Genomic DNA, 25,473 nt, shown 5'->3' with positions numbered 1-25,473 from the left:
CTTCCGGTTATAGAAAAACAGCCTTTTCCTGAGCGGATTTTGGGCGGTCAGCCGGCATAGACCGTCGAACGGTCGGACTCGAGCCGGGTTGCGATGCTTCCCGAGGCTCGTGCCGAACCGCTGTCCGGCCCTGGATCGCGCGGCGACAACTGCACAACGCCCCCTCCGGCATCTCCGCTCCGGTTGCGATCGACGAGGGATGAGTCCGTCGCCGGCTGCTCGGGCCGGCGCGCCACCGTTACCGCGACCTTCATGCCGATGCTGTCGGCGGGGAAGCCGGTCCATGTGCCGGCGAGCGGCACTGCCTGGTGCCAGTCGCGCACCGACGCGACACGGATCAGGTCGCGACTGCCGACGATGCCGTTGGTCGGGTCGAACTCGGTCCAGCCGCAGCCGGGGAGATAAACCTCCACCCACGCATGGGTCGAGCCGCCGCCGACGTTCGCGGTACCGTCGGCGCCCGGTGAATACACGTAGCCGGACACGAAGCGAGCCGCCATGCCGAGTGCCCGCACAGCCTCCATCATCAGCACCGCGTAGTCGCGACAGGTACCGTTCCGCAGCGCCAGGGTGCGAGCGGGTTCCTGCACGCCCTCCTCGTGCCGGGCCGAATAGGTAAAGCTGCGACGGATCTCCTGGGTAATGTCGACAAGCAGGTCGAGCGTGTTCCCGGTCGGGTGGTTCTGCAGGAAGCTGCGCGCCCAGGCATCCACCACATGGTCGGGGTCGTCGTAGTGCCGCTCCCGGACCCGAGCCAAGTCGGCGGTGTCGTCCTTGTCGTAGGTGAACGGCCAGGCGCGGGCATACGGCGCCAGCCGATCCGCGTTCGGTGCGGTCGGGGTGTGGTCGATCACCAGGCGGTTCTCGAACCTGAGCTCGCGGGCCCGGCCGGCGAACCGGGCAATTGTCACGATGTTGCCGAACGCATCCGGGATCGAGCGCAAGTCGACCGGCTTGGGGCTGATCGCGAGGTCCCACGACAGCAGCCGCTGATCGGCCGAGTCGCGCGGCCGGAACAACATCCGGTGCTCGCCAAAACCGACGACGCGGCGGTAGCTGTAGGTGGTTACGTGCTGGACAGTCAGAACCGGCATGTGCGGTCCTTCCGCGCTTCATGGGGTGCAATCGGGGGCGTCATCGAGATCAGGCTAGCATCGGCGGCATCGACGCCTCATCAACAGCGTCACGCCTTTCAACGTCGGGAGCAAGAAATGCAGCAAAAGTTGGACCAATCGTGACCCGGCGTGGCTGGCAGTGAGCCGCGACTCGAAGCCGGCCCCTCGCGGTCTGCTGACCCAAGCCGATCCGGGCCCGGTGCAAATCCTGCACGAGCAGTCCGGTTCGGACATCCTTCTGGTGATCGACCATGCCGGACGCGCGGTGCCCGCATCGCTCGGCCGGCTCGGCCTGCCCGATGCCGAATTCGAGCGGCACATCGCCTGGGACATCGGTGTCCTCGGAGTCGGCGAGCATCTGTGCACGCTGCTGGATGCGACGGCGGTGGTGCAGCGCTATTCGCGCCTGGTGATCGACTGCAACCGGACGCCCCGGCACCCGACCTCGATCGCGCCACGCAGCGACGGCACCGACGTTCCCGGCAATCGGGGCTTGGACGACGCAGCCCGCGACGCCCGACGCGACGAGATATTCACCCCATACCAGGACGCGATCACCGCCCTGGTCGATGCCCGACTGCAGGCGGGGCGGCCGCCGGTACTGGTGGCGGTGCATAGCTTCACCCCGGTGATGGCCGGCCATGTCAGGCCCTGGCATGCCGGCGTTCTCTACAACCACGACCCGCGCTACGGCCGCGCCCTCCGTGCGCTACTGGAGGCGGAAGGCGATCTCGTCGTCGGCGACAACGAGCCGTATGCCCTGTCCGATACGGACGACTACACGGTTCCGGTGCATGGGGAGCGACGCGGCCTGCTGCATGTCGAGCTCGAGATCAGGCAGGATCTGATCGCGACGCCGGAAGGCCAGCGTGACTGGGCCAAACGCCTGGCCAGGCTGTTGCCGCAGGCGCTGTCCCTGTGCCGGGACGCCGGAGCGAGTCCGTCAGGGTGAGCATCACGACCTTGACCGGGCGCACGCGGCTGGCCGGCGTGGTCGGATGGCCGGTGTCGCACTCCCGATCGCCGCGGCTGCATAACGAATGGCTGCGTCGCTACGGGATCGACGGCGCCTACCTGCCGCTGCCGGTCGCACCCGGGCAGCTCGGGACCGCCCTGCGCGGCCTGCGGGCGGCAGGGTTCGCCGGGGTGAACGTGACCATTCCGCACAAGCAGGAGGCGTTCGCGCTGAGCGACGTGCTCTCGCCCGCCGCCCGGCGCTGTGGAGCCGTCAACACGCTGGTGTTCGGGCCGGATGGCCTGCTGCACGGCGACAACAGCGACGGCCAGGGATTCCTGGACAGCCTGCGCGCGGCCGGGGTCGATCCTGCCGCGGGCCCGGCGTTGCTGCTTGGCGCGGGTGGTGCTGCACGCGCGATCGCCGCGTCGCTGCAGGCCGAGGGCGTCGCCGTGCATCTCGCCAACCGGACCCGGGACCGCGCGGATGCGCTGGCGGCCTCGCTGACGGACGGATGCAATCCGGTGCGTGTCCTGGACTGGGCATCGCGCGACATCGCCCTCGGGGAACAGTCGCTGCTGGTGAACACCACGTCGCTCGGCATGGGGGATGCGGCCTTGCCGTGCAGCCTCGACCATGCGGCTCCGGGGCTGGTGGTCACCGATATCGTGTATGCGCCGCGGGTCACGCCGCTGCTGTCCCTGGCGCGGGCGGGCGGTCTCGTCACGGTCGAGGGGCTGGGGATGCTGCTTCATCAGGCACGCATCGGGTTCGCTGCCTGGTTCGGGGTCGATCCGGCAGTGGATGCCAGCCTGTTCGACTTCGTGTCGGCCGATCCCGTCCCTGGTCCCTGATGAAGATCATCGGCCTGACCGGTGGCATCGGCATGGGCAAATCGACTGCCGCCGCCGCCATGCGCCGGGCCGGGCTGCCGGTGTTCGATGCGGATGCCGAGGTGCACGCCCTGCAGGCGCCGGGCGGCCAGGCGGTGCCGGCGATCGCGCGCCTGATCCCCGATGCGGTGCGGGACGGACGGATCGATCGTGCCGTCCTGCGCCGGGCGGTGATCGCGGACGCGTCGCTGTTCACGAAGCTGGAGCGGATCATGCATCCGCTGGTCCGGGCGTCTCAGGCCCGGTTTCTCGGGCGTGCCCGCCGGGCCGGGCGGTGCTGGGCGGTGCTCGATATCCCGCTGCTGTTCGAGCGCGGCGGTTACCGGGCGTGCGACCTGGTCGTGGTGGTGTCGGCGCCGCGAGCCCTGCAGCTGCAGCGCGTCCGCCGGCGACGCGGGATGAGCGAGGCCGAGGCGCTGGCCCTGATCGCCCGGCAGATGCCCGATGCGGAAAAGCGCCGCCGCGCGGACCTGGTCATCAGCACCGGGCTGTCCCGCTGGCACAGCCTCAGGCAGATAAGGCGCATGATGACGAACCTGACCGACCCGGAAACAACAACGCCATGATGCGCGCGATCCTGTTCGACACGGAAACCACCGGGCTCAACCCATTGACCGGCGACCGGGTGATCGAGATCGCGGCGCTGGAGCTGGTCGGGGACCTGCCGACCGGGCGGCACTACCATGTGCTGATCGACCCGGAACGCGACATCCCGGAGGAGGCGTCGCGTGTACACGGCTACACCCGTGCGCACCTGCTCGGACAGAAGAAGTTCCACGAGGTGGCGGAGGCGTTCCTCGAGTTCATCGGTGACGACATGCTGATCGCGCATAACGCGCGGTTCGATTTCGGCTTCATGAATGCCGAGTTCGCGCGTCTGGACATGCCCGCGCTGCCTTTGGCGCGGATGATCGATACGCTGGACATGGCCCGGATCCGCTTTCCCGGCCTGCCGAACAGCCTGGACTCGCTGTGCCGGCGGTTCGCGATCGACCTCGCCGAGCGCACGACCCACAACGCGCTGCTCGACTGCAAGCTGCTGGCGCAGGTCTATGTCGAGCTCATGGGCGGGCGGCAGCGCGGGCTCGAGCTGGCGCGGGAGGAGGGGGGATCGTCGTCGATCTCCTACGCGCTGTCCCGGACCCGTCAGCCACGCCCGATCGTGCCCACGCCGGCCGAACTGGAAGCGCATGCGGCCTTCGTCGCCCAGTTGAAGCTGCCGGTCTGGCTGGACTGATCGCCGGCGCGGCTCATCGCTGGTTGCCGTCCGCCTCGGCCGGCCCGAGCCAGGTCGGGTGGCGGCGTTCGATCCAGGCCAGGGAACGGCCGGTCGCGCGTTTCAGCCAGGGAATGTCCTCGGCCAGCAGCACGATGCCCAGCGGCAGCATCCAGAGCCCGAACACCGGCAGGATCGCGAGAAAGCCGCCCGCGATCAGCAGCAGGCCGGCCGGGATGCGCACGACGAGGTTGGCGGGGCGGCGGAGCCACTCGATCCATCGCCCGACACGCGCCGGCAGCCGGCCGATCAGACGTCGTAGCCGCCGTTCGCGCGCGTCATCCTCGGTCTCGGCCATGTCGGTCATCCTGTAGCGGTATCGGTAGCAGGAAGAACGACCGCACGGTTCCGCATGTTGCGTGTCGTATCATGACAGGCATCAGACCGATGCCGCTCTACAGGCCAGTGCGCTGATCCGGACGAGGCTCGTTCTCGTTTGCGTAGGTGATCGCCCATTTCAACTCGTCGTTGAAGACCCGGTAGTTGTCGCGGCCGGTATTCTTTGCGGAGTACATCGCCAGGTCCACGTTCCGTAGCAACGTGTCGGTGTCGCCATGGCCGACCTGCATGCCCGCCGCGCCGATGCTGACCGACATCAGGACGGTCACGTGGCCGACCTGGTAGGGTATGCGCGCGGTCCGCAGGATCGACCCGCAGAGGGCGTCGATATCCTGTCCGGAGTCCTGGTCGGGGATCAGCATCGCGAACTCGTCGCCGCCGAAGCGGGCGGCCTCGCCGCCAAGACGGCGCGCGCACTCCCCGATCCGCTTGCCGAAGATCCACAGGACCTCGTCGCCGGTCTGGTGGCCGTGCACGTCGTTTACCCGTTTGAAATGGTCGAGGTCGATAAACAGGACGACCCCGTTCTTTCCGGCCCGAACGCAACCAGCCAGGTGCTTCTTGAACAATTGACGATTCATCAGCGTGGTCAGCGGGTCGTGGGTCGCCGCGTGCTCGAGGTTGCTGGTCAGCTGCGCGAGCCGTCGCGACGTCCGGAGCTTCTCGCCGAGTGCGTTGCTCGCCGGCAACGCGGACAGCAACAGCGACAGCAGGTACGGCTGCAGCATGTTCTCGCGCATGAGTTGCCCATCGGGGGATAGCAGGGCGATCGGCCCGAGATTATGCGCCGTCATCGCGGAGACGAATATCGAGACGACCAGCACGGAGGTGAGGACCCAGATCGGCCTGGCCCGGAAGGCCAGCATGACCATCACCGGGAAGATCAACAGGAACAACGGAGAGTGGGAGAACATGAAGCTGACGAACGTCAGCACAACGGTCAGCACCAGCAGGATCACCGGTTCGACCAGCGCGTGGGTGATCCGCCAGCTCCTGCCGATGTTCCTGATCACCAGGATGACCACGGGCGTCGCGACCAGCAAGCCGAACAGGTCGCACAGGACCCATTGCGCCCAGTCGCGAACGACGCTGCTATCGTCGTGCAGGACCAGTTTCTCGATGCTCACCCCAACCGCAGAATCGGCGATCGTGACCGCCAAGGCGATAAGCGTGAACGTCGCGAACCTGCGGAAGCGGGTAAGGTCGGTCAGCGCACCGCAATATCGTCGCGTCAGGACCGCGACGATAACCGCCTGGACAACATTCACGATGCAGGCAAGCAGGCTCTCCTGGGGCGAGAGAAAACCCAGGACGTTCAGGCCGAGGTTCAGCCAGAAGCAGCCGATCAGGACTGGGATCGAGTAACGCAACCTCAGCGTCAGCAGCGCACCGACCATGGCGGCATTGGCCGGCCAGAACGACGTATATCCGTCCAAGTCTGCGCAGAAGAGCCGCGCCACCAGGACCATCGTCCCGAACATGAGGACGAGGAGCGCTGCAACCAGAGGGCCGCGGTCCGGTTCGGCGGCGCGACAGAGCGTCCGCCGATCTGCCATCTACTTTCTCCAGGAATTCAAGCGGCTCAGCCGAACCAGGAGATTATCAGCTGCGCCAACCGATACGCTACCTATGGTAACACTGCAGATCGAGTTGCAGTCAACGAGTTTCCCGCTTAGGTCATGGCGTTCGGTCCGCAGAATGACTGCAGTCGGTCGAACAGGAATAATCTGGAACGGGAGCGGCGGATGACCACGCTTCGTCCCATATTTGCAACGACACGTCGTCAAAAGTCAATGATTTATAAGTTCCGATGCCGTATCAACCGAATTGTCACGGAACTTTTGTGATGGCATCCCCTTGTCACTCAATCGGCTAATCCGGCCAGCTCCCGCCATGCCGGCTCGTCGAGCGTGGCGATCCCGAGCAAAGCGGCTTTCTTCGCCTTAGATCCGGCTTCCGCGCCGAGCACCACGAGATCTGTCTTCTGGCTGACGGTGTCGGTCACCTTGGCGCCAAGGCGCTCGGCCATCGCCTTCGCTTCCGGACGGGTCATGGTCGCCAGCGTGCCGGTGAATACGATGGTCTTGCCGGCGAGGGCGGCACTCTCCGGGGCGACCTCGTCGGTGATCGTCAGCAGGGCGGCCAACTCGTCCACGGCAATGCGGTTGTGCTCCTCCGAAAAGAACGTCGCCAATTCGTCGGCGATGGACGGGCCCACGCGCGAGATGCTGCCAAGCGCCAACCGTTCGTCAGAGCCGATCGTGGTGGCGAGCAGCATCTGCGCCCGCCACTCGGCATAGCTGCCATAATGACGGGCCAGCAGTTTGGCGTTGGTCTCGCCGATGCGGCGAATGCCCAACCCGTAGATGAAGCGGGCCAGCGGGATGGTGCGTCTCGCCTCGATGGCCCGCATCAGCTTGGCGATCGAGGTGGCCTTCCAGCCTTCGCGCCCGTCCAGGTCCTCGGGCTTCAGCCGGAAGATATCGGCGGGCGTTCGAATCAGCCCCGCGTCGTGGAACTCCTGGATCGACTTGTCGCCAAGCCCGTCGATGTCGAACGCGGGCCGCGACACCAGGTGGATCAGCCGCTCGACGGTCTGCGCCGGACAGACCAGGCCGCCGGTGCAGCGCACCACCACCTCGCCCTCAGGCCGCACTGCCTTGGAGCCGCAGGCCGGGCAATGGTCGGGAAACACGTAGGGCTCGCCACGCTCGACGCCATCTTCCGGCACCCGTCCCAGGATCTGCGGGATCACGTCGCCGGCCCGTTGCAGCTGGACCCGGTCGCCCGGCCGCACGTCCTTGCGCGCGATCTCGTCCTCGTTGTGCAGGGTCGCCCGCGTGACCAGCACCCCTCCGACATTGACCGGCTCCAGCACCGCGACCGGGGTCAGCGCGCCGGTGCGTCCGACCTGGATGCGGATCTCGAGCAGCCGGGTGACGGCCTGCTCGGCCGGGAACTTCCAAGCCACCGCCCAGCGTGGCGCGCGCCCCACGAAGCCGAGCCGCTCCTGCAGGGCGATGTCGTCGATCTTGTAGACGACGCCGTCGATATCATAGGCGAGGGCCGATCGTTTCAGGGCCAGCTCGGTTTGGAACCGCTCCGCCTCCTCGGCATTCTCCAGCACGTCCGACAGTGGATTTACGCTGAACCCCCACGCGCGCAGCTGGTCCAGATAGCCGGAATGGGTGTCCGCAATCCGCTCGCTGGAACGGCCCTGTGCGTAGGCAAATAACGACAATGGCCGGCCCGCGGTGATCTCCGGGTCGAGCTGGCGCAACGATCCCGCGGCTGCATTGCGCGGGTTGGCGAACAGGCGCTGCCCGGCATCGGCCTGGTGCTGGTTGAGCGCCAGGAAGTCCACCTTCTGCAGGAACACCTCGCCACGGATCTCGATCAGGCCGGGGGCCTTGCCGGCCAAGCGCTCCGGCAGGCCCTTGAGCGTGCGCAGGTTGGCGGTCACGTCCTCGCCGGTGGTGCCGTCGCCACGGGTGGCGCCGCCAACGAAATGCCCATCCTCGTAGGTGAGGCTGATCGACAGCCCGTCGATCTTTGGCTCGGCGACGAACCGAAGCCTGGTATCGGCCTCGTCCTTCAGCCCGAGGAACCGGCGCGCGCGGGCGGCAAACGCCTCGAACTCGGCGCGATCGAAGACATTGTCCAGCGACAGCATCGGCACGAGGTGCTGGTGCTTGGCAAAGCCGCCCTCGGGCGCGGCACCCACCTTGGCCGATGGGGTGTCGGCCCGGACCAGCCTGGGAAAGCGGCGCTCGATCGCTTCGTTGCGACGGAGCAACGCGTCATATTCGGCGTCGCTCGCCTCGGGCGCATCGTCCACGTGATAGGCATGGCTCAGCCGCGCCAGTGCCACCGCAAGGCTGGACAGCTCGGCCGCTGCCTCGGTTTCGTCCAGCCCGTCCGGCTCGATCGTGCCCAGCTCGCGCGCTTCCGTTGGCGGCGCCTTGGCCGCCACTACGCGATCCCGAGCAGGCTGTCGGCCGCCTTGCGGGCCGCCTCGGTGATGGTTTCGCCGGCCAGCATCCGGGCAATCTCCTCGCGTCGAGCGTCGCCGTCCAACGGCTCGGCGCGGGTCTCGGTTCGTTCGCGCGTCACCTGCTTGGCGATACGCAGATGGTTGTTGCCGCGTGCAGCAACCTGCGGGCTGTGGGTCACGACCAGCACCTGGACCCCATCCGCCACCCGCGCCAGCCGTTCGCCGATCGATGCCGCCGTAGCGCCGCCGACGCCGGAATCCACCTCGTCGAACACCAGGGTCGGGATCGCCGAGCGTCCGGCGAGAACGACCTTGAGTGCCAGCATCAGCCGCGACAGCTCGCCACCGGAGGCTACGCGCGCGAGCGGCCCGGGCGGCTGGCCGGGATTGGCGGCGATCAGGAACGAGGACTGCTCCATGCCGCGAGCAGTCCAGGACTCGGCCGGCAGCGCCTCGAGCGAGACGATGAAGCGCGCGCGTTCCAGCCGGAGCGGCTTGAGCTCGGCCATGACGGCGGTCTCCAGGCGCTTTGAGGCGGTGGTGCGCGCTGCCGTCAGGGCAGCACCCTCCGTCTCGAACGCCCGGCGCGTTTCGGTCACCGCACGCTCCAGCGCCTCGATCCGGGCATTGCCGGTCTCGAGCGCGTCGAGGCGCGACCGAAGCTCGAGCAGCAGGCCGGGCAGTTCGACCACCGACACGCCGTGCTTGCGGGCGCTGGCACGAAGCGCGAACAGGCGCTCCTCGGTCTGTTCCAGGAGCTTCGGGTCGGCATCGTGGTCGGATGCGAGCCGGGACAGCAGCCCTTCGGCATCCGAAAGCGCGGCCTCGGCCTGATCCAATGCGTCGAGTGCCGCCTGCGCCTGCGCTTGCGGACCATCGGCCTGCAGCATGGTTTCGGCATCCGCGCTGGCGACCGCCGTGGTGGCCGGCAGCAATCGCTGCAGCGCGCGGCTGGCTGCTCGCAACGCGGCCGCCGGACCGCCACCGCTGCGCCGGTCGCGCGGGGTCAGCTCGGACATCGCGGCGGTGATCGCCTCGGCGCGGCGCTCGCCCTGCTGCAATGTCAGCCGCGTCGCCGCGAGCTGGTTCTCCTCGTCTTCCTGGGTTCCGAGCGCCGCAAGGTCCTGTACTGCGCGACGCAGCCATTCCTCCTCTCGCGCGGCTTCCTCGATCCGGCTGCGGGCCTGGGCCAGCTCCGCGCGGGCCGCGATCCAGGCCTTGTGCCGGGTGGCGATCGCCGAGCGCAGGGCGGGCTTCACCCCGAACGCGTCGAGCAGGTCGAGATGGGTCGCCTGATCGGCCAGGCCCATCTGCTCGTGCTGGCCCTGGATCTCGACCAGCAGCGCGCCGGTGCGCCGCAGCAGCGACACGGCGACCGGCTGGTCGTTCACATAGGCGCGCGAGCGGCCATCCCTGGTGACGATGCGCCGAAGCACGATCGGTTCGCCGGGCTCATGGCCAATACCCTGCTCGTTGAGCAGGTCATGGACCGGATGATTCGGCCCCATGTCGAAGCATGCACTGACGCTGGCCTGCTCGGCACCGGCGCGCACGAGGCCGGTCGCCGATCGTTCGCCGAGGGCCAGGCCGAGGCTGTCGAGAAGGATGGACTTGCCGGCACCGGTCTCGCCGGTCAGGACCGTGAGGCCCTTGTGCAGCATGAGGTCCAGCTTCTCGATCAGCACGACGTCGCGGATCGAGAGTTGGGTCAGCATGGGAAAGAGATGGTCGTCCCGGACACGGGTTCGAGGGTCCGGAACCGACGATCGTCAGAAGATCGAATGGAAGGTGCGGCCGAAGAACCCACGCTGCTGCGCCGGAACGGGCGGCTGTCCCGGCTCGCTGACCGAGGCGTCGAGTGCCCCGGCACTGCGGAGATCGGCGTAGCTATCCTGATACCATGTGCTGCCCGGATAGTTGTAGCCGAGCACGGAGGCGGTCTTGCGGGCCTGGTCGGTCAGGCCGAGCTTCAGATAGACCTCGACCAGCCGGTGCAGTGCCTCGGCAGCGTGATTGGTGGTCTGGAAGTCCTGCACGACGCGCTGGTAGCGGTTGATCGCCGCCTCGTAATAATGCTGGCCCTCGTAATAACGTCCGACCAGCATCTCCTTGCCGGCGAGATGATCGCGGCAGAGGTCGATCTTGAGGCGGGCGTCGCGGGCGTAGGAGGTGTTCGGGAACCGGGTGATCACGTCCTGCAGTGCGTTCATCGCCTGGACGGTGCCCTGCTGGTCGCGCTGGATGTCGGCGATCTGCTCGTAGTAGCAGAGGGCGCGCAGGTAGTACGCGTAGGCCGCATCGCCGCTGGTCGGGTGCAGCTGCAGGAACCGGTCCACCTGCGAAACGGCGTCCGAATACTGGTTCTGCAGATAGTAGGCGTAGCCCTCCATGAGCTGGGCGTTCGCCGTGTATCCAGAATAGGGGAAGTTCTGCTGGATGTTCTCGAACTGCGTGACCGCAAGCTTGTAGCGGCCGCCATGCAGCGCATCGATCCCGTTATTATACAGGCCTTCCGGAGTCTGCGGCACGTTCTCGGCCTGCGGGGCCGGCTTGGAGTCGGAGAACGGGTTCAGGCTGTCGAGCGTGGAGCACCCGCCCAGCAGTGCCAGCAGGAAGGGGACCGTGAACAGCCGGGAGACATGTGACGTATTGGACGACATAGACCTGCCGGCTCTTGAGTTGAGGACCGCCTTATACCATGCGGTCGTGCCGCGAGAAGGCGTTCCGGACAGGCCGGTGTCAAGATCGACCGATGTCAGGCGGTCGGCTGCACCGTGCGCTGGTCGGTGATGGCGCGGCCGGACAGGCGCCAGGCGCCACGGTCGGCGAATAGGGCATGCAGAAGCCGGTTGTTCAGACCATGACCGGACCGGTTGCCGATAAACGCGCCCCGCATCGGATGTCCCGCCAATGCGAGATCGCCGATCGCATCCAGCATCTTGTGCCGCACGAACTCGTCCGGGCGGCGCAGGCCCGCAGGATTCAGGATGGTTCCGCCATCCACTACGACGGCGTTGTCCAGGCTGCCGCCACGCGCCAGGCCGGCCGTGCGGAGTGCCTCGATCTCGCTGCGCAGAGTGAAGGTACGGCAATCCGCGAGTTCGCCGCGAAATCCGTGCTCGCTCAGCCGCATCGTATAGGCCTGGCGTCCGATGGCCGACGCCGAGAAGGCGATCGACATGGACATGGACAGACCTGGTGCGTGCGATGGACGAAGCTCGGCGAACGCGCCGTTCTCCTCGACGCGGACGGGCTTCAGGATTTCTATCGCGGCACGGGCCGCCGTCTGCTCGGTCCGGCCGGCACAATCGATCAGGAACACGAACGGCGCGCTGCTGCCGTCGAGAACCGGGACTTCGGGTCCGTCCAGCTCGACCACGACATTATCGACGCCGCATGCCGACAAGGCGGCCATGACGTGCTCGACGGTCGCGATTCGGGCGTCCGGACGATCCGCCGGTGCCAGCATCGTGCACAGCCGCGTATCGATGACCCGGTCGAAACGCGCCGGCATGTCCAGGCCGAGGTCGACGCGCCTGAACACGATTCCGGTATCCTCGGCCGCAGGCCGCAAGGTCAGGGTAACCGGATGTCCGGAATGCAGCCCGACACCGGTGCAGGAGATCGGATTGGACAAGGTGAACTGGCGTGTACGACCGATCCGCGGCTGGTAGCCTGCCGGGTGGCCGAGCGCCACACTATGCGCCTCGGAGGCAGGCGCGTCGCCGATGAACAGCTGATCCGGCTCATGGGCGAAATCGACGACCAGGCCGGAAGACATACCGTCCATGAACTACTCCCTGCAACCTGACCGCGACCACGCACGCTGCGGAACGATCATTGCGTAGAGGGGTCTTTAAACGTGGACTGCATAGCCGGCCAGTCAATGATTATTGCCGAGTATTTCGTCGCAAGCAATTGATTCGACATGCTTATTGCTGTCCTACCGGTTGGCTGGCAGCCAGGGATGGCCGGATCGTTCCAGTGATATTGCCTAAACCCGCCCCAGCCTCGAGGCCTCATGCGACAGCTCCTGACCGCCGACCACATCCTCACGATGGCACCCGGGCCCGAACGCGGAGTGATCACGGATGCGGCCATCCTCATCGATGACGGCCGGATCCTCGCGATCGGACCGGCGCGCGATGTTGTCCCGACGGCCGCGGACGCGACCCACATTGCCTTGCGCAACCACGTGGTCTTGCCCGGCTTGGTGAACGCGCATTGCCACTCCGGGCTGCTGCGCGGGACCGCCGAAGGTCTGCCGGTGTGGGACTGGCTGGAGACCTACATCAACCCGATGCATCGGGTGCTGCTTGCCTCCGAGGCGGAGGCGGCGTCCTGGCTCTGCTACGCCGAGAGCGTGCTGAGCGGCACCACGACGGTGGTCGATATGTGGCGGTTCATGGACGGCAGCGCGCGGGCCGCGGCAGGGATCGGCAACCGGCTGGTGATGGTGCCGTATGTCGGTGCCCACCCGGACTACACGTATTTCGATACGCTCGACGATAACGAGGCATTGCTGGAGCGCTGGCACGGCAAGCAGTCGGGCCGCATCCATGCGTGGGTCGGGCTGGAGCATCTTTTCTACACCGACGAGCCGGGAAGGCGCCGCGCCGTAGAAATGGCCAAGCGTTTCCGCACCGGGCTCAGCACCCACATTGCCGAAGCGCAGATGGAGGCGGCCGAGGTGACCCGGCAGTTCGGGTGCCGCCCGGTGCAGGCGCTGGAGCGGCTCGGCCTGCTGGAACCGGACCATGTGCTGCTGGCGCATTGTGTCTGGCTGGACGATGCGGACATCGGGACGCTGGCGCGCAACAAGGTCGCGGTCGCACATAATCCGGTCAGCAACATGAAGCTCGCCAGCGGCGCCGCACGGGTGATCGACCTGCGTGCGGCGGGCGTGGCTGTCGGGCTCGGCACCGACGGGGAGAAGGAGAACAACAATCTCGACATGTTCGAGGAGATGAAGACCGCGTCCCTGCTCGCCAAGCTGAGCCGCATGGACGCTACGGCGCTGGATGCGTGGGACGCGCTGGAGATGGCGACGATCGAGGGCGCGCGCTGCATCGGGCTAGATCACGAGATCGGCTCGCTGGAAGTGGGCAAGAAGGCCGACCTGATCGCGGTGCGCAGCGATACGCCAAGGATGACGCCGCTGTTCGACCGTGGCCGCTATGCCAACCTGCATCATAACCTGGTGCATGCCGTGCGTGGCAGCGACGTGTCGCTGACGATGATCGACGGGCACGTGGTGGTCGAGGACGGCGTTCTGAAAACTGCGGACCTGGCCGAGATCATCGCCGAGGCGCGGCGTGCGGCGCCACCGCTGTTTGCCCGCCGGGAAGCCTATCTAGACAGCCTGCGTCCGAGCTGACGGTCAGCCGTGCGCCGGGTCTTCGCAATCGTGCTCAAGCTGCACGGGGACTGGTGTCGCCACCTTGATCATTACAACCAGCCGATGCAATGCGAGGCGTCGTTACGGTAACGATTACCGATGCTCCTGCCGCCTTCCCGGAGCCTTTGCTTGAAGGCAACGCGGTGCATCTACCGTCCGAAGCAAGACGACTGGGTTCTGGCGTGCTTGATACTAAGCAGCGGAGTTCCGGTTGCCGTCGGTATATTACAAGGCGCCGCTTTATGCTGTCGATTTTGCACGGTCGGGGGCGGTGCGGATCGCTACCCGCAAGCCTGCTCATCCGGGTCCGGCCTGACCCTCTGAGGTCGCACTCCAACCTGACGATCTCATTTGCGGCAGCATTGGTAAAACAACCTCGATCGGGCAATCAAGCGGGTTTTATCTGCTTGACAGCCGCGCGACGATCTTACAGCCTAATCTTTAGGCGCTGAGCACCGTAGCTTATCCAGGGCGCCTACAAACATCCCACACAACTTAATAAATGGGCACCGTGGCCGTGGCAGCTTACGCCACTAGTCGCTTGTGCAGGCATATGGAGGCAGATCCGTGGCGACTTATCCAATAGGCCTGCTTTCATCATCGACAGGACCGTACGACGTTGTCGGGCGATCTATACTAAACGGTGCGATCCTCGCGTTGGAGGAGGTCAATAATGCCACGGACCATGGTGTGCGGCTGAAGCCGATCATGGCCGATCCTCAGGGCGAAACTGCGCGGTATGCGCCGATCTGCCGCGATCTGCTCGATGCAGGGACCCGGCATGTTGTCGGCTGTTATACTTCGTCGAGCCGCAAGGAACTGATCCCCCTGATGGAGAAGCGCGAGGCCTTGCTCTGGTATCCGTCGCACTATGAAGGGTTCGAAAGCTCCTCCAACGTTGTCTACACCGGTGCTGTGCCGAACCAGCATATCGTCCCCCTCATAGATTACGTCCTGGACCAGCCGCATCGCCGCCTGTTTTGTATCGGTTCCAACTATATCTGGGCTTGGGAAAACAACCGGGTCGTACGTGAGGTCTTGTCGTCGCGCGGCGGCTCGATTGTTGGAGAGCGTTATTTTCCAGTCGGTGACGAGGATTTCAGCCATGTCATCGATACTATATTCGCCGCGCGTCCGGACTATGTATTCAATACCCTGATTGGCCGTTCGGCCTACCGTTTTTTCAGTCTGTTCCGCGACGCCTGCGCACGCCGGAACATCGATCAGGCACGAACATTTCCAGTGTTGAGCTGCAGCCTGTCCGAACCGGAACTCGCCGAAATCGAGCCGGCGGCGCGTGATGGCCATATCAGTTCCAGCGTTTATTTCTCGTCGATCGACAGCCCCGAAAATAGGCGCTTCGTGACTCGTTACAGCCAGCGCTTCCCGATCGGCCCGGTCGTTTCCGCCGACGCGGAGGCATCCTATGTTGCAGTCCATCTTCTGGCTCTTGCGCTGAAAGCTGCGGGAACCGATGCCATCGATGCAGTGCTGTCGGTCGCAGGCCAGCAGGTGCTACAGGCTCCACAGGGTCAGATACATCTCGATCCCAATACCATGCATGCCTTTCTCACCCCGCGTATCGGACTGTCACGGGCCGACGGTAGTTTTGGAATCGTACAGGCCGCAGCCGTGCCCCTGAAGCCGGATCCGTACCTGGTCTGCAATGCACCTCGTCTGGAGATCAGCCAGATACCGAAGCTGAGGATCGTTTCATGACGCCGACGCGCCTGATCCAGAACTTTCAGGGCTTCCGCGCCATCGTCGTCAGTCCGGTCGTGCCGGATGTGTTGCGAGTTACCCTGACGAGGCTCGGACTCGATGTCGAGCACGTCCATGAGCAGAGTCTCTCAGCCGTCAACTCGACCCTGCTGCCAGAGCGGGACGTCGTGATCATCGACGGTGATCCCGGCCTGCCGGTCGCCTTCGTGACCGCCATGACCGAGAGCAGGCTGCCCGTCCCGGTCATCGGCCTGGTCGGGAGCGAGGCGCCGAGCCGCCTGCGCATGCTGACAGAGGCCGGTGCGACGGCATTCCTGCACAAACCCGTGCATGGTGGAGCCGTCTATTCGTCCCTCTACCTGGGGATCAATGCCTTCCGGCGCCGACAGCAGGCCGAGGACTTTCTGGCTGACAATGAAAAGCGGCGGCGTGGCCGCCGTCATCTGGTGAAGGCAATACTGCTCATGATGCAACGTGAAGCAATGGACGATGAGACCGCCTTCGACGTATTGCGCCGCGCGGCAATGCGAAGCCGCCTCGGCATCGAGGATTTCTGCGAAGCCTGGCTGCGGGACAACCAGCCTGCGTCGAGCGACACTTGCTCTGCAATAAACACACAGGAGAGAGATCGTGCGTAATCTGTTGCTGCGTAGCGCATGCCTCGGTGCCTTGATGATGGCCAGTCTCGCAGGTCAGCGAGCCCTGGCGGCCGACCCGATCAAGCTTGGCGTGCTCGAGGACCAGTCGGGAGACTTTTCACTTGCGACGATCGGCAAGGTGCATGGCATCGAGTTGGCCACCGACGAGATCAATGCGAAAGGCGGCATTGCCGGACGGAAGATCGATCTCGTAATCTACGACACCCAGTCCGACAACACGCGCTACCAGCAGTTTATGCGCCGGGTGCTCCAGCGTGATAAGGTGGATGTCGTTTTTGCTGGTTTCTCCAGTGCGTCGCGCGAGGCCTACCGGCCCATCGTCGATCAGCTGGATGGTTTTGCCTTCTATAATAATCAGTATGAAGGCGGCGTCTGCGACAGCCACATGGTCGTCACAGGAGCTGTACCGGAGCAGCAATTCTCGACCCTGATCCCGTGGATGATGGAGAAGTTCGGAAAGAACATCTACACGATCGCTGCCGACTATAATTTCGGCCAGATCTCCGCCGAATGGGTCCGCAACATCGTCAAGAAGAACGGCGGAAAGATGGTCGGGGAGGAATTCATCCCTCTCGGCGTTTCGCAGTTCTCGCAGACGATCCAGAACATCCAGAAAGCCAAACCCGACATCCTGATGACGCTCCTGGTAGGAACGGCTCAGGCCTCCTATTACGGCCAGGCCGCCGCGGCAAACCTCAAGGTTCCGATGGGCAGCTCCGTCAATATCGGCCAAGGCTACGAGCACAAGCGCTTCCCGCCGCCCACCCTCGCGAACATGTATGTGACGACCAATTATATCGAGGAAGTCGATACCCCGGCGAGCAAGGAATTCCTTGCCCGCTGGCATGCGAAGTTCCCGCATGAGCCTTATGTCAACCAAGAAGCCGAGAATTCATATGCTGCGCTGTATCTCTACAAGCAGATGGTGGAGCGCGCACACGGTTCCACCAAGCGCAGTGATCTCCGTGCGATTATCGACCAGGGCGACGTTTGTATCGATGCGCCGGAGGGACGGATGTGCATCGATCCCAAGAGCCAGCACGTGTCGCACACCATCTACCTTGCGAAAGTGAATGACGATCACTCGATCAGTTTTCCGAAGGTCTGGCACGACATCAAGCCCTACTGGCTCGGCGACTCCGGATGCGATCTGACCAAGAAGGATCCGCAGACCCAATACACTCCCAGCAGCCCACCGCCGAAGCTCTGATCGGACGCGACCCAGTGGAGGCTGCATGACGGACCTGATCAACCTGCTTTACCAGTGCGGCGATGCCTTCGCCTTCCTGGTGTTGTCCTCGCTGGGACTTGCGGTGATTTTCGGCATGATGGGTGTGATCAATCTCGCCCATGGCGAGTTCATCATGTGCGGCGCCTATGTGACGGTCAGCGTCACCCGGCTCGGTGTGCCGCTCCCGTTCGCGATCCTTTCCGGTGCACTGGTAGCCGGGATCGTCGGCATCGCGCTCGAGCGACTGGTTATCCGCCACCTTTATGGCCGGCCGCTGGACAGTATCGTCGCCACCTGGGGCATCAGCCTGATCGCGACGCAAGGCACGCTGATCGTCCTGGGATCCAGCCTTCCCGGGATCGGAACGCCTTTCGGCAGCGTACCGTTCGGGGGCTACTCCTACCCGATCTATCGACTGGTGCTGATCGGCGCCGCGGTTTTGCTTCTGGTCGGCCTCTACATCCTGTTCAACGCCACCCGCTACGGCACGGTGGCCCGGGCCACCATCCAGGTGCCGCACATGGCCGAGGCGCTCGGGGTCGATACCCGTCTTGTCTATAGCCTGACCTTCGGCCTCGGAGCCGCGCTGGCAGGTCTGACCGGCGGTCTCTACGCGCCGACCATGACCATCGTGCCGACCATGGGCGCTACGTTCCTGATGGAAGCATTCGCGACCGTGGTGATCGGCGGGGCCGACGTGTTCATCGGTACGGCACCTGCGGCAGCGGCGCTCGGCGTGATCAAGGCCGTCGCAACGTCCTGGGAGGGCCAGTTGGCGGGCCAGATCGCCCTGCTGGTCGCGGTGATCGCCATGATCCGGATACTGCCGAACGGTGTTTCCGGGTGGCTGTTGCAGAAGCGCAGCTCATGATCCGACTGATCCACCTGCTGGAAGGGCCGCAGACCCTCGGACGTGGCAGGCTGTTCTGGGCCGGCTTTATCCTTGTCCTGCTGATTGCCATCGGCTTCCCGGTGATGACCGACGGCTACACGGTCGGCAATACGGTTTATTTTCTCGATTGGGTGTTCATGGCACTCGGGCTCTGCCTGATCTGGGGCTATTGCGGCGCCCTTTCTTTCGGACAGACCGCGTTTTTTGGGTTGTCGGGCTATGTTTACGGGGTGATGACCGTCGACCTGGGCAGCGCCCATGGCCTGACGATCGCGGCATTGCTGGCCTCTGTGGTGGTCTCCGCCCTGTTCGCCACGGTGCTGGGCTATTTCATGTTCTTCGGACGGATCAGCGGGGTTTTCCTGGGGATCGTGACGCTTTCGATTACCCTGGTGTTCGAGCGGTTCATGTCGCAGACCGCGGGTCCCGAATGGCATATCGGGAAAGCGCGCCTGAATGGCTATAACGGCATGAACAATATGCCGCCGCTCACGCTGCCCTGGTTCGGCGGTGATCTTGTGCTTTTCCCCGATATCGGCCTTTATTATTTCGTCCTTGCCCTGGTCGTGCTGGTTTATCTCGGTCTCCGGATGCTGGTGAATTCGCGTTTCGGCAACGTCCTGGTTGCTATCCGTGAAAACCCGGAACGGGCGGAAATGCTCGGCTACGACATCCGGCGATACCAGTTGGCAGCCTTCGTTATCGGCAGTGCGCTGGCTGGCCTCAGCGGGACGCTCTACACGTCCTGGGGGCAGTATATCACACCGTCCAGCATGGGACTCGCGGCAGCCGCACTCCCGATCGTATGGGTTGCCGTCAGCGGTCGCGGCGACCTGACGGCAACGCTGGTCGGGACGCTTATCGTGCTGGCCGGTTTCCAGGCTCTCACGATCTACGGCAGCCAGTATGCGCTCGTGGTGATGGGGTTCCTGCTGGTCGTGACGGTTCTGGTTGCACCGCAAGGTCTGATTGCCGGTCCGATCTACACGCTGTTGCGGCGTCGGCTCCGCCGGGACGACGCGTTATGACAGCGCTGTTGCAGACGACGGGCCTGAACAAGCGTTTTGGCGGCCTCCATGTGACCAACGATGTGGATCTCGCTCTGCAGGAAGGCGAGATCCATTGCCTGATCGGCCCCAATGGCGCCGGTAAAAGTACATTGTTCCGGCTCATCCTGGGCGTCTACGCGCCGTCAGGTGGCCATATCCTCTATGCGGGACAGGACATCACGGCACTCAGGCCGTTTCAGCGCATACGCATGGGGATCAGCGTCAAATTCCAGGTGCCCGGGATCTTTCAGGCGCTCAGTACCCGGCAGAATCTGGAAATCGCCCTGCAGCATCATATCGAGCGGCATCGACTGGATGCGGAGACCGACCGTCTCCTAGAATTTCTCGACCTTCGAAATTCCGCCTCGCAACCTGCGGGTAATCTCAGCCACGGGCAGAAGCAGTGGCTGGAGATCGGCATGGCGGTCGCCCTGAAGCCGCGCCTGCTGCTGCTCGACGAACCGACCGCGGGCATGTCGCCGCAGGAGACGCATGCGACCGGAGAGTTGTTGAAGGCGCTGAATGCCGATGGCGTCACCGTGCTGGCGGTGGAGCACGACATGGAGTTCGTGCGCCAGGTTGCGCATACGGTAACGGTGCTGCACCTGGGTCGTATTTTTGCCCAGGGCTCGATCGATACCATCGTCGCAGACGAGCGGGTGGCTGAGATCTACCTCGGAGAGTCGCATGACTGATCCGCTTCTCGACGTTAAAAGTCTGCGGGCAGGGTACGGCGGCAAGCCGGTGCTGCAGGGCGTCGATCTCGAAGCGAAGGCTGGGGAGATCGTCGCGGTGATCGGCCGCAACGGCGTCGGGAAATCCACCCTGATGCGAACCCTGATCGGATTGCTGCCCACCATGAGCGGCGATATTCACCTCGATGGGACACCGATCGGTGGCCTGACGCCGCATCTTCGCGCACGACGAGGCCTCGGGTATGTGCCGCAGGGGCGGGACGTTTTCCCTCGACTGAGCGTCGAGGAAAATCTTCAGGTCGCCGAATCCAAGCGTGCAGGCAAGCCGGGCGGTTATCAGCGGGTGTATGATTATTTCCCGATCCTGCACGAACGCAGGCGGCAGCGCGCGGGCACGTTGTCCGGTGGGCAGCAACAGCAACTGGCAATCGGGCGCGCATTGATCGGTCAGCCGAACGTGCTGCTGCTTGACGAACCATCGGAAGGTATCCAGCCGTCCGTGGTGCAGGATATAGCCCGCATCATCATGACGTTGAACCGGGAAACCGGCATCACCGTCATGCTCGTGGAGCAGAATCTCGACATGATCCAGACCGTCGCTCAACGTTGCTACGTGATGGACAAGGGAAGGATCACGGCCGAACTCGCGGCCACCGATCTGCACGACCGTGCGGCGATGCGGCGGCACCTCGCCGTTTGACTATCCAGTTAATTTGCAAGGTCCAGCATGATGATGTGGCCATGCTTCAGACAGGAGAACACATGATGTCTTGGTTCGGGAACTCGATCATGGCGCGCAAGGGCGTCGCGGGCGGACAGGTCACCAGCGAACACAGCATGACGGAAGCCGATCAGGGAAAGTATCATTACGTCTATGGGCCCTATGCAACGCCGGTCCTGCAAGTTGAACCAGGCGCTGTCGTGTCGGTGGAAACGCATGACGCCTTCGAGGGTAAAATCCAATCGGAAACCGACAGCCCATCGGAGATCCTCAATTTCCCGTTCCTGAATCCACAGAACGGCCCGATCTACGTCGCAGGGGCAGAAAAGGGGGATTGTCTTGCGGTCTATATCAAGTCAATCCGCCCGCGTGGGCCGCAGCCCGTTGGCACGACTCTCATCATGCCGGAGTTCGGGGGCCTTGTTTCCACCGGCAGTACCGCGCTGCTGAATCCGGCGCTGCCAGAGCGGGTCAAGAAGCTCCATGTAACCGCCGAGCATGGCACCGTGTGGAGCGACCGGATCACGCTACCCTACGAGCCCTTCATCGGCACGATCGGCACGTCGCCCGAGATCGAAGCCATCTCGTCGCTGCACCCCGACTATTATGGCGGGAACATGGACGTGCCCGACGTGGCGCCGGACTCGGTAATCTATTTGCCGGTACAGGTGCCGGGCGCTTTGCTGTATCTGGGTGACTGCCACGCTACGCAGGGTGATGGCGAGCTCTGCGGAGTGGCGCTGGAACACCCCACGGTGACGACCATACAGGTTGACCTGATCAAGCAGTGGACCATCCGCTGGCCGCGCCTCGAGAATTCAGAATTCTACATGACCATCGGGTCGGCTCGTCCGATGGAGGATGCCGCGCGTATCGCCTATCTTGAGCTTGTGCGCTGGCTCGCGGCGGATTTCGGCTTCGACGAAATTGAAGCCTACATGTTGCTGACGCAGTGTGGCCGTGTCCGGCTCGGCAACATGGTCGATCCAAAATATACGCTCGGTGCCTCCATCAAGAAGTCGATCCTGCAGGGGCACCAAACCTGATCCGCAGGAGAAGACTGCCCTGATGACGGCCTACCACGCAGCGTGGTTAAGGTAGCTGCCCGATACTCCGGCACAACAGCCTCCTCGCTGGACTTCGATGCCATCGAGCAGGCCGAGTTGCTTAAAGTCTTGATCGCCTCTGTATCGAAACGCGCCTTAAAGGCGGATAGTCGGCATCGATAAAGGAGATCATCGCGGGTGAGGCACCGGTAAGCCGTGCCATGAGCTGCACGAGCGCGTCGAAAACGATCTCGGTGGTCGTTTCGGGGTAGCGCAGGTGAGCGCCGTGTTTCCGGCTTTTGATCTCGTCGGCGGGACGTTTCGGCGGCCCTTATGCGTAAGGCCGACGGCTGGACGAGAACCGATGCCGAACGAGGTCCGGGGCCTGTTCTGAACCTTCAGAAAGACCCCGAACCTTTAGCTCAGTTCGACTGGCGGCGCAGGAAGGCGGGGATGTCGAGACCGACTTCCTCGCCCGCTGCCGGACGGACCGTCGCGGACGGCTCGGGTTCCGACACCGATGGTTCCGAACGGAGCATCGGAGCCGGCTGTGCAGCCCGGCCACGCAAAGCACCCGTCACGATCCCGAACAAGCTGCGGGACGGTGCAGGAACGACCGGCTCGGGCGCCTGACGCGGCGGCTCGGAGAACAGTCCCGAGCGCGGCGAGGCGGGCCGTGCATTCGGAAGCTGGTGCGGCAAGGCGTGCGCCGAGGGTGCCTGGCTGCCGGATGCCTCGTTCGAGTATTGCGGCATCGATGGACGCAGCGCACCGATCTGGGTCGGCGCCGCCGACGATTGCGACAGTGCATGTGTCGGGCCATGCGACATTGCCGGCGACGAAGCCGGCGCCGGCGCGTGAGCGGCCTGCTCGGCATAGGCCGCCGCTGCTGCGGCGCTCTGGTTCAGCACGGGCGCACCGATCGGTCCGGTATGGACCGGCTGGTGGCCGGGCTGCGCCTGCTCTGGATGGCTGCTGACGGCGTGCAGCCCGGTCGGCTGCATCCCGCCGACCGCGACCAGGCGGGGACGCTCGGACTGGGCGATCGGCGTATCGATGCCGGTCGCCACCACCGACACGCGGACGCGGCCGGTCAGGTTCTCGTCGATCGCCGAGCCGAAGATGATGTTGGCGTCCTCGGCGACTTCCTCGCGGATACGGTTGGCGGCCTGGTCGACCTCGAACAGGGTCATGTCCTCGCCGCCGGTGATGTTGATCAGCAGGCCGCGCGCGCCGGCCATCGAGGTATCCTCGAGCAGCGGGTTGGAGATCGCGGCCTCGGCGGCGCGGATCGCGCGGTTCTCGCCGTCGGCCTCGCCGGTGCCCATCATCGCCTTGCCCATCTCGGCCATGACGGTGCGGATGTCGGCGAAATCGAGGTTCACCAGGCCCGGTGCGACCATCAGGTCGGTGACGCCGCGCACGCCCATGTAGAGCACGTGGTCGGCCATCTTGAACGCTTCCTTCCAGCCGGTACGCTCGTTGGCCAGGCGGAACAGGTTCTGGTTCGGGATGACGATCAGCGTGTCGACGAACTGCTGCAGCTCGATGATGCCGGCATCGGCCGCCTTGGCACGACGCATGCCTTCGAAGGTGAATGGCTTGGTCACCACGCCGACGGTGAGGATGCCGCGCTCGCGCGCCATGCGGGCGATCACCGGCGCCGCACCGGTGCCGGTGCCGCCCCCCATGCCGGCGGTGATGAAGATCATGTGCGCGCCGTCCATGTGACGGGCGAGCTCGTCGGCGGCTTCCTCGGCGGCGGCGCGCCCGATCTCCGGCTTGGCTCCGGCGCCCAGGCCCTGGGTCAGGTGTGGCCCGAGCTGCACGCGCCGGTCGGCGCGGCTGTGCGTGAGCTGCTGGGCGTCGGTGTTGGCGACCACGAACTCCACGCCCTGGAGCTGGAGCTGGATCATGTTGTCGACCGCATTGGTGCCGCCGCCGCCGACACCGATCACGGTGATCCGCGGAGTGAAGTCCGAATAGGTCTGCTGCGGAATCGTCAGGTTGAGAGTCATAGGCGGTCTCCCCGGGTTCTGGAGGCTTGGCAATCGACCGCCGACGGCGGCCTGGTGTTCTGGATCGTTGCGGAGAGCGTCATGTCAGACACGCTCCCGCAAGAATTCGACGAGCCGCCGCACCAGGCCTGGTGGGCGCGGCTCGTTGAAATCGATGTCGTGCAGGGTGCGGCCGGCGCCGGCCGCCCATGCGAGCAGGCCGACCGGGGTGGCGAACCCCGGACCGGTCGCATTGTCGGGCAGGCCCCGCACGCCGATCGGGCGTCCGAGCCGGACCTGCCGGTTCAGGATGCGCGCCGCCATCGGCGTGATCCCGTCGAGCTGGCTGGCGCCGCCGGTCAGCACCACGCGCCCGGCGGCGGCGCGACCGAGGCCGGCGCCGTCGAGCCGGTCGCGCACCAGCTCGAAGGTCTCCTCGATGCGCGGACGGATCACGCTGACGATCCGGCTGCGCGCCATGCGGGTGAACTGGTGCTCGTCCTCGCCGATAAGCTGGACGTTCAGCATCTCGCGGTCGTCGTCGGAGCTGGTCTCGGCGTTGCCGTAGATGACCTTCAGCCGCTCGGCGCTGCCCAGCGGCGTCGAGATCATGCCCGCGATGTCCTTGGTGACATGCAGCCCGCCGACCGGAAGCTGCGAGGTGTGCAGGATCTGGCCTTCCGCGAACACCGCCATCGAGGTGGTGCCGCCGCCCATGTCGACCACGGTGGCGCCAAGCTCGCGCTCGTCCTCGACCAGCACCGACAGGCCGGACGCCAGCGGGGCAGCGACCAGCTCGGTAATGTCGAGGTCGCAGCGGGCCAGCACGGCGGCGAGGTTTCGCAGCGCCATCGACGACGCGTCGATAACGTGCAGCCGTGCCGACAGCTGCTCGCAGTGATGCCCGCGCGGATCCTCGACGCCGGTGGTCTCGTCGACCGAGAAGGCCAGCGGCAGCGCATGGATGACGTCGCGCCCGTCCGTCACGGCCCGGTTGCGGCCCTCGTTCACCACGCGCCGGATGTCGGCGTCGGTCACCGCACGCCCGCCGACCGGCCAGCGCACGTTGAACAGCCGGCTTTCCGGCTGGCCGCAGGACAGGTTGACGGTCACCGAGCGCAGATGGTGGTCCGCCTGGCTCTCGGCCTGGCCGACCGCCGCCCGGATCGCCCGCTCTGCCTCGGCGAGGTCGGTGATACCGCCGAGACGCACGCCACGGCTCCGCTGCCAGCCGCAGCCCATGACGCGGAGCGTCCCGTCGCTGTCGCCGCGGCCGATCAGGCAGGTGATCTTGGTGGTGCCGATATCCAGCACGCCGAAGATGCCCGGCCGGTATGTGCGCTTGCGCATGATCTGCGCGGTGTCCGGCGGCGGCAACGCCAGCAGGCGCGACTGCTCCGGCGCTGGTGCGGCCAGCCGCGGCAGCAGTCCGGGTTCCGCTGGCTCCTGGGTCCGTCGCGCCACGCGACGTCCACCCCGGGCAGGCGCACG

Annotated in this window: 22 protein-coding genes; 13 read left to right on the top strand and 9 right to left on the bottom strand. The window is 65.2% G+C overall.

All coding sequences use genetic code 11. The features are described 5' to 3' along the window. Positions 1–47 precede the first annotated feature (47 nt). Positions 48–1,094 (bottom strand): transglutaminase family protein, encoded by a 1,047-nt coding sequence (locus HN018_RS14190; RefSeq protein WP_171833435.1) that lies wholly within the window; start codon positions 1,092–1,094, stop codon positions 48–50. 193 nt (positions 1,095–1,287) lie between these two features. Between HN018_RS14190 and HN018_RS14185 the strand changes: the two genes are divergently transcribed. From HN018_RS14185 to dnaQ, 4 genes are read left to right on the top strand one after another with little or no spacing between them, the layout of a single operon-like run. After that, the gene (locus HN018_RS14185; RefSeq protein ID WP_408886805.1) at positions 1,288–2,067 is read left to right on the top strand and encodes an N-formylglutamate amidohydrolase; all 780 of its coding nucleotides are present in this window, start codon (positions 1,288–1,290) and stop codon (positions 2,065–2,067) included. Further along, positions 2,064–2,924 (top strand): shikimate dehydrogenase, encoded by an 861-nt coding sequence (locus HN018_RS14180; RefSeq protein WP_171833436.1) that lies wholly within the window; start codon positions 2,064–2,066, stop codon positions 2,922–2,924. The genes HN018_RS14185 and HN018_RS14180 overlap by 4 nt, the downstream gene beginning before the upstream one ends. Continuing rightward, a complete protein-coding gene (gene coaE / locus HN018_RS14175; RefSeq protein ID WP_171833437.1) occupies positions 2,924–3,529 on the top strand; it encodes a dephospho-CoA kinase in 606 nt (201 codons plus the stop codon). Before HN018_RS14180 ends, coaE begins: the two co-directional genes overlap by 1 nt. Further along, positions 3,526–4,200: a DNA polymerase III subunit epsilon gene (gene dnaQ / locus HN018_RS14170; protein WP_171833438.1), complete on the top strand. Its 675-nt coding sequence runs from the start codon at positions 3,526–3,528 to the stop codon at positions 4,198–4,200. Before coaE ends, dnaQ begins: the two co-directional genes overlap by 4 nt. Before the next feature lie 13 nt (positions 4,201–4,213). Here dnaQ and HN018_RS14165 read toward each other — a convergent pair whose 3' ends face one another. The 6 genes from HN018_RS14165 to lpxC all read right to left on the bottom strand — a co-directional run bounded on the left by HN018_RS14165 (position 4,214) and on the right by lpxC (position 12,353). Next, a complete protein-coding gene (locus tag HN018_RS14165; protein ID WP_239478675.1) occupies positions 4,214–4,537 on the bottom strand; it encodes a hypothetical protein in 324 nt (107 codons plus the stop codon). A 97-nt stretch (positions 4,538–4,634) separates the two neighbouring features. Beyond that, complete coding sequence (locus HN018_RS14160) at positions 4,635–6,134, bottom strand: diguanylate cyclase domain-containing protein (protein WP_171833440.1); 1,500 nt, start codon at positions 6,132–6,134, stop codon at positions 4,635–4,637. A 308-nt stretch (positions 6,135–6,442) separates the two neighbouring features. Beyond that, complete coding sequence (gene ligA / locus HN018_RS14155; protein WP_171833576.1) at positions 6,443–8,491, bottom strand: NAD-dependent DNA ligase LigA; 2,049 nt, start codon at positions 8,489–8,491, stop codon at positions 6,443–6,445. Between the two features lie 59 nt (positions 8,492–8,550). After that, entirely contained in the window at positions 8,551–10,287 is a 1,737-nt protein-coding gene (recN, locus tag HN018_RS14150; RefSeq protein WP_171833441.1) for a DNA repair protein RecN, read from the bottom strand. A 54-nt stretch (positions 10,288–10,341) separates the two neighbouring features. After that, positions 10,342–11,232: an outer membrane protein assembly factor BamD gene (locus HN018_RS14145; protein ID WP_171833442.1), complete on the bottom strand. Its 891-nt coding sequence runs from the start codon at positions 11,230–11,232 to the stop codon at positions 10,342–10,344. Positions 11,233–11,327: 95 nt separating this feature from the next. Continuing rightward, positions 11,328–12,353: a UDP-3-O-acyl-N-acetylglucosamine deacetylase gene (gene lpxC / locus HN018_RS14140; protein WP_171833577.1), complete on the bottom strand. Its 1,026-nt coding sequence runs from the start codon at positions 12,351–12,353 to the stop codon at positions 11,328–11,330. Between the two features lie 240 nt (positions 12,354–12,593). Here lpxC and HN018_RS14135 point away from each other — a divergent pair, with 240 nt between their 5' ends. The 9 genes from HN018_RS14135 (at position 12,594) to HN018_RS14095 (ending at position 21,985) form a co-directional block, all read left to right on the top strand. Further along, positions 12,594–13,949, top strand: a complete 1,356-nt coding sequence (locus tag HN018_RS14135) for an amidohydrolase family protein (RefSeq protein WP_171833443.1) — start codon at positions 12,594–12,596, stop codon at positions 13,947–13,949. 564 nt (positions 13,950–14,513) lie between these two features. Further along, positions 14,514–15,689: a transporter substrate-binding domain-containing protein gene (locus HN018_RS14130; protein ID WP_338033973.1), complete on the top strand. Its 1,176-nt coding sequence runs from the start codon at positions 14,514–14,516 to the stop codon at positions 15,687–15,689. Continuing rightward, positions 15,686–16,330 carry an ANTAR domain-containing response regulator gene (locus HN018_RS14125; protein ID WP_171833445.1) on the top strand — a complete coding sequence of 215 codons (645 nt, stop codon included), beginning with the start codon at positions 15,686–15,688 and terminating at the stop codon, positions 16,328–16,330. Before HN018_RS14130 ends, HN018_RS14125 begins: the two co-directional genes overlap by 4 nt. A 34-nt stretch (positions 16,331–16,364) precedes the next feature. Next, the gene (locus tag HN018_RS14120; protein WP_171833578.1) at positions 16,365–17,561 is read left to right on the top strand and encodes an urea ABC transporter substrate-binding protein; all 1,197 of its coding nucleotides are present in this window, start codon (positions 16,365–16,367) and stop codon (positions 17,559–17,561) included. Positions 17,562–17,586: 25 nt separating this feature from the next. Next, positions 17,587–18,453: an ABC transporter permease subunit gene (locus HN018_RS14115; protein ID WP_171833446.1), complete on the top strand. Its 867-nt coding sequence runs from the start codon at positions 17,587–17,589 to the stop codon at positions 18,451–18,453. Continuing rightward, complete coding sequence (locus tag HN018_RS14110; protein ID WP_171833447.1) at positions 18,450–19,502, top strand: branched-chain amino acid ABC transporter permease; 1,053 nt, start codon at positions 18,450–18,452, stop codon at positions 19,500–19,502. The genes HN018_RS14115 and HN018_RS14110 overlap by 4 nt, the downstream gene beginning before the upstream one ends. After that, positions 19,499–20,218, top strand: a complete 720-nt coding sequence (locus HN018_RS14105; RefSeq protein WP_171833448.1) for an ABC transporter ATP-binding protein — start codon at positions 19,499–19,501, stop codon at positions 20,216–20,218. The genes HN018_RS14110 and HN018_RS14105 overlap by 4 nt, the downstream gene beginning before the upstream one ends. A 49-nt stretch (positions 20,219–20,267) precedes the next feature. Next, a complete protein-coding gene (locus HN018_RS14100; RefSeq protein WP_239478671.1) occupies positions 20,268–20,918 on the top strand; it encodes an ABC transporter ATP-binding protein in 651 nt (216 codons plus the stop codon). A gap of 89 nt (positions 20,919–21,007) precedes the next feature. Beyond that, positions 21,008–21,985: an acetamidase/formamidase family protein gene (locus HN018_RS14095; protein ID WP_239478669.1), complete on the top strand. Its 978-nt coding sequence runs from the start codon at positions 21,008–21,010 to the stop codon at positions 21,983–21,985. Between the two features lie 422 nt (positions 21,986–22,407). Here HN018_RS14095 and ftsZ read toward each other — a convergent pair whose 3' ends face one another. Then, positions 22,408–24,003, bottom strand: a complete 1,596-nt coding sequence (gene ftsZ, locus HN018_RS14090; RefSeq protein ID WP_171833450.1) for a cell division protein FtsZ — start codon at positions 24,001–24,003, stop codon at positions 22,408–22,410. A gap of 84 nt (positions 24,004–24,087) precedes the next feature. Continuing rightward, positions 24,088–25,332 (bottom strand): cell division protein FtsA, encoded by a 1,245-nt coding sequence (gene ftsA, locus HN018_RS14085; RefSeq protein ID WP_239479309.1) that lies wholly within the window; start codon positions 25,330–25,332, stop codon positions 24,088–24,090. Positions 25,333–25,473 lie beyond the last annotated feature (141 nt).

It is taken from the genome of Lichenicola cladoniae (assembly GCF_013201075.1).
GTDB classification, from domain to species: domain Bacteria; phylum Pseudomonadota; class Alphaproteobacteria; order Acetobacterales; family Acetobacteraceae; genus Lichenicola; species Lichenicola cladoniae.
Note: the sequence above shows the minus strand (reverse complement) of the source record. Positions and strands in the feature narration are given on the sequence as shown.

Coding starts and splice junctions, on each gene's coding strand:
- coaE (WP_171833437.1), top strand. CDS start 2,924: ATGAAGATCATCGGCCTGACCGGTGGCATCGGCATGGGCAAATCGACT.
- HN018_RS14125 (WP_171833445.1), top strand. CDS start 15,686: ATGACGCCGACGCGCCTGATCCAGAACTTTCAGGGCTTCCGCGCCATC.
- HN018_RS14135 (WP_171833443.1), top strand. CDS start 12,594: ATGCGACAGCTCCTGACCGCCGACCACATCCTCACGATGGCACCCGGG.
- dnaQ (WP_171833438.1), top strand. CDS start 3,526: ATGATGCGCGCGATCCTGTTCGACACGGAAACCACCGGGCTCAACCCA.
- HN018_RS14105 (WP_171833448.1), top strand. CDS start 19,499: ATGACAGCGCTGTTGCAGACGACGGGCCTGAACAAGCGTTTTGGCGGC.
- HN018_RS14160 (WP_171833440.1), bottom strand. CDS start 6,134: ATGGCAGATCGGCGGACGCTCTGTCGCGCCGCCGAACCGGACCGCGGC.
- lpxC (WP_171833577.1), bottom strand. CDS start 12,353: ATGTCTTCCGGCCTGGTCGTCGATTTCGCCCATGAGCCGGATCAGCTG.
- HN018_RS14120 (WP_171833578.1), top strand. CDS start 16,365: ATGATGGCCAGTCTCGCAGGTCAGCGAGCCCTGGCGGCCGACCCGATC.
- HN018_RS14095 (WP_239478669.1), top strand. CDS start 21,008: ATGGCGCGCAAGGGCGTCGCGGGCGGACAGGTCACCAGCGAACACAGC.
- ftsA (WP_239479309.1), bottom strand. CDS start 25,332: ATGCGCAAGCGCACATACCGGCCGGGCATCTTCGGCGTGCTGGATATC.
- HN018_RS14165 (WP_239478675.1), bottom strand. CDS start 4,537: ATGGCCGAGACCGAGGATGACGCGCGCGAACGGCGGCTACGACGTCTG.
- HN018_RS14145 (WP_171833442.1), bottom strand. CDS start 11,232: ATGTCGTCCAATACGTCACATGTCTCCCGGCTGTTCACGGTCCCCTTC.
- HN018_RS14115 (WP_171833446.1), top strand. CDS start 17,587: ATGACGGACCTGATCAACCTGCTTTACCAGTGCGGCGATGCCTTCGCC.
- HN018_RS14190 (WP_171833435.1), bottom strand. CDS start 1,094: ATGCCGGTTCTGACTGTCCAGCACGTAACCACCTACAGCTACCGCCGC.
- HN018_RS14110 (WP_171833447.1), top strand. CDS start 18,450: ATGATCCGACTGATCCACCTGCTGGAAGGGCCGCAGACCCTCGGACGT.
- ftsZ (WP_171833450.1), bottom strand. CDS start 24,003: ATGACTCTCAACCTGACGATTCCGCAGCAGACCTATTCGGACTTCACT.
- recN (WP_171833441.1), bottom strand. CDS start 10,287: ATGCTGACCCAACTCTCGATCCGCGACGTCGTGCTGATCGAGAAGCTG.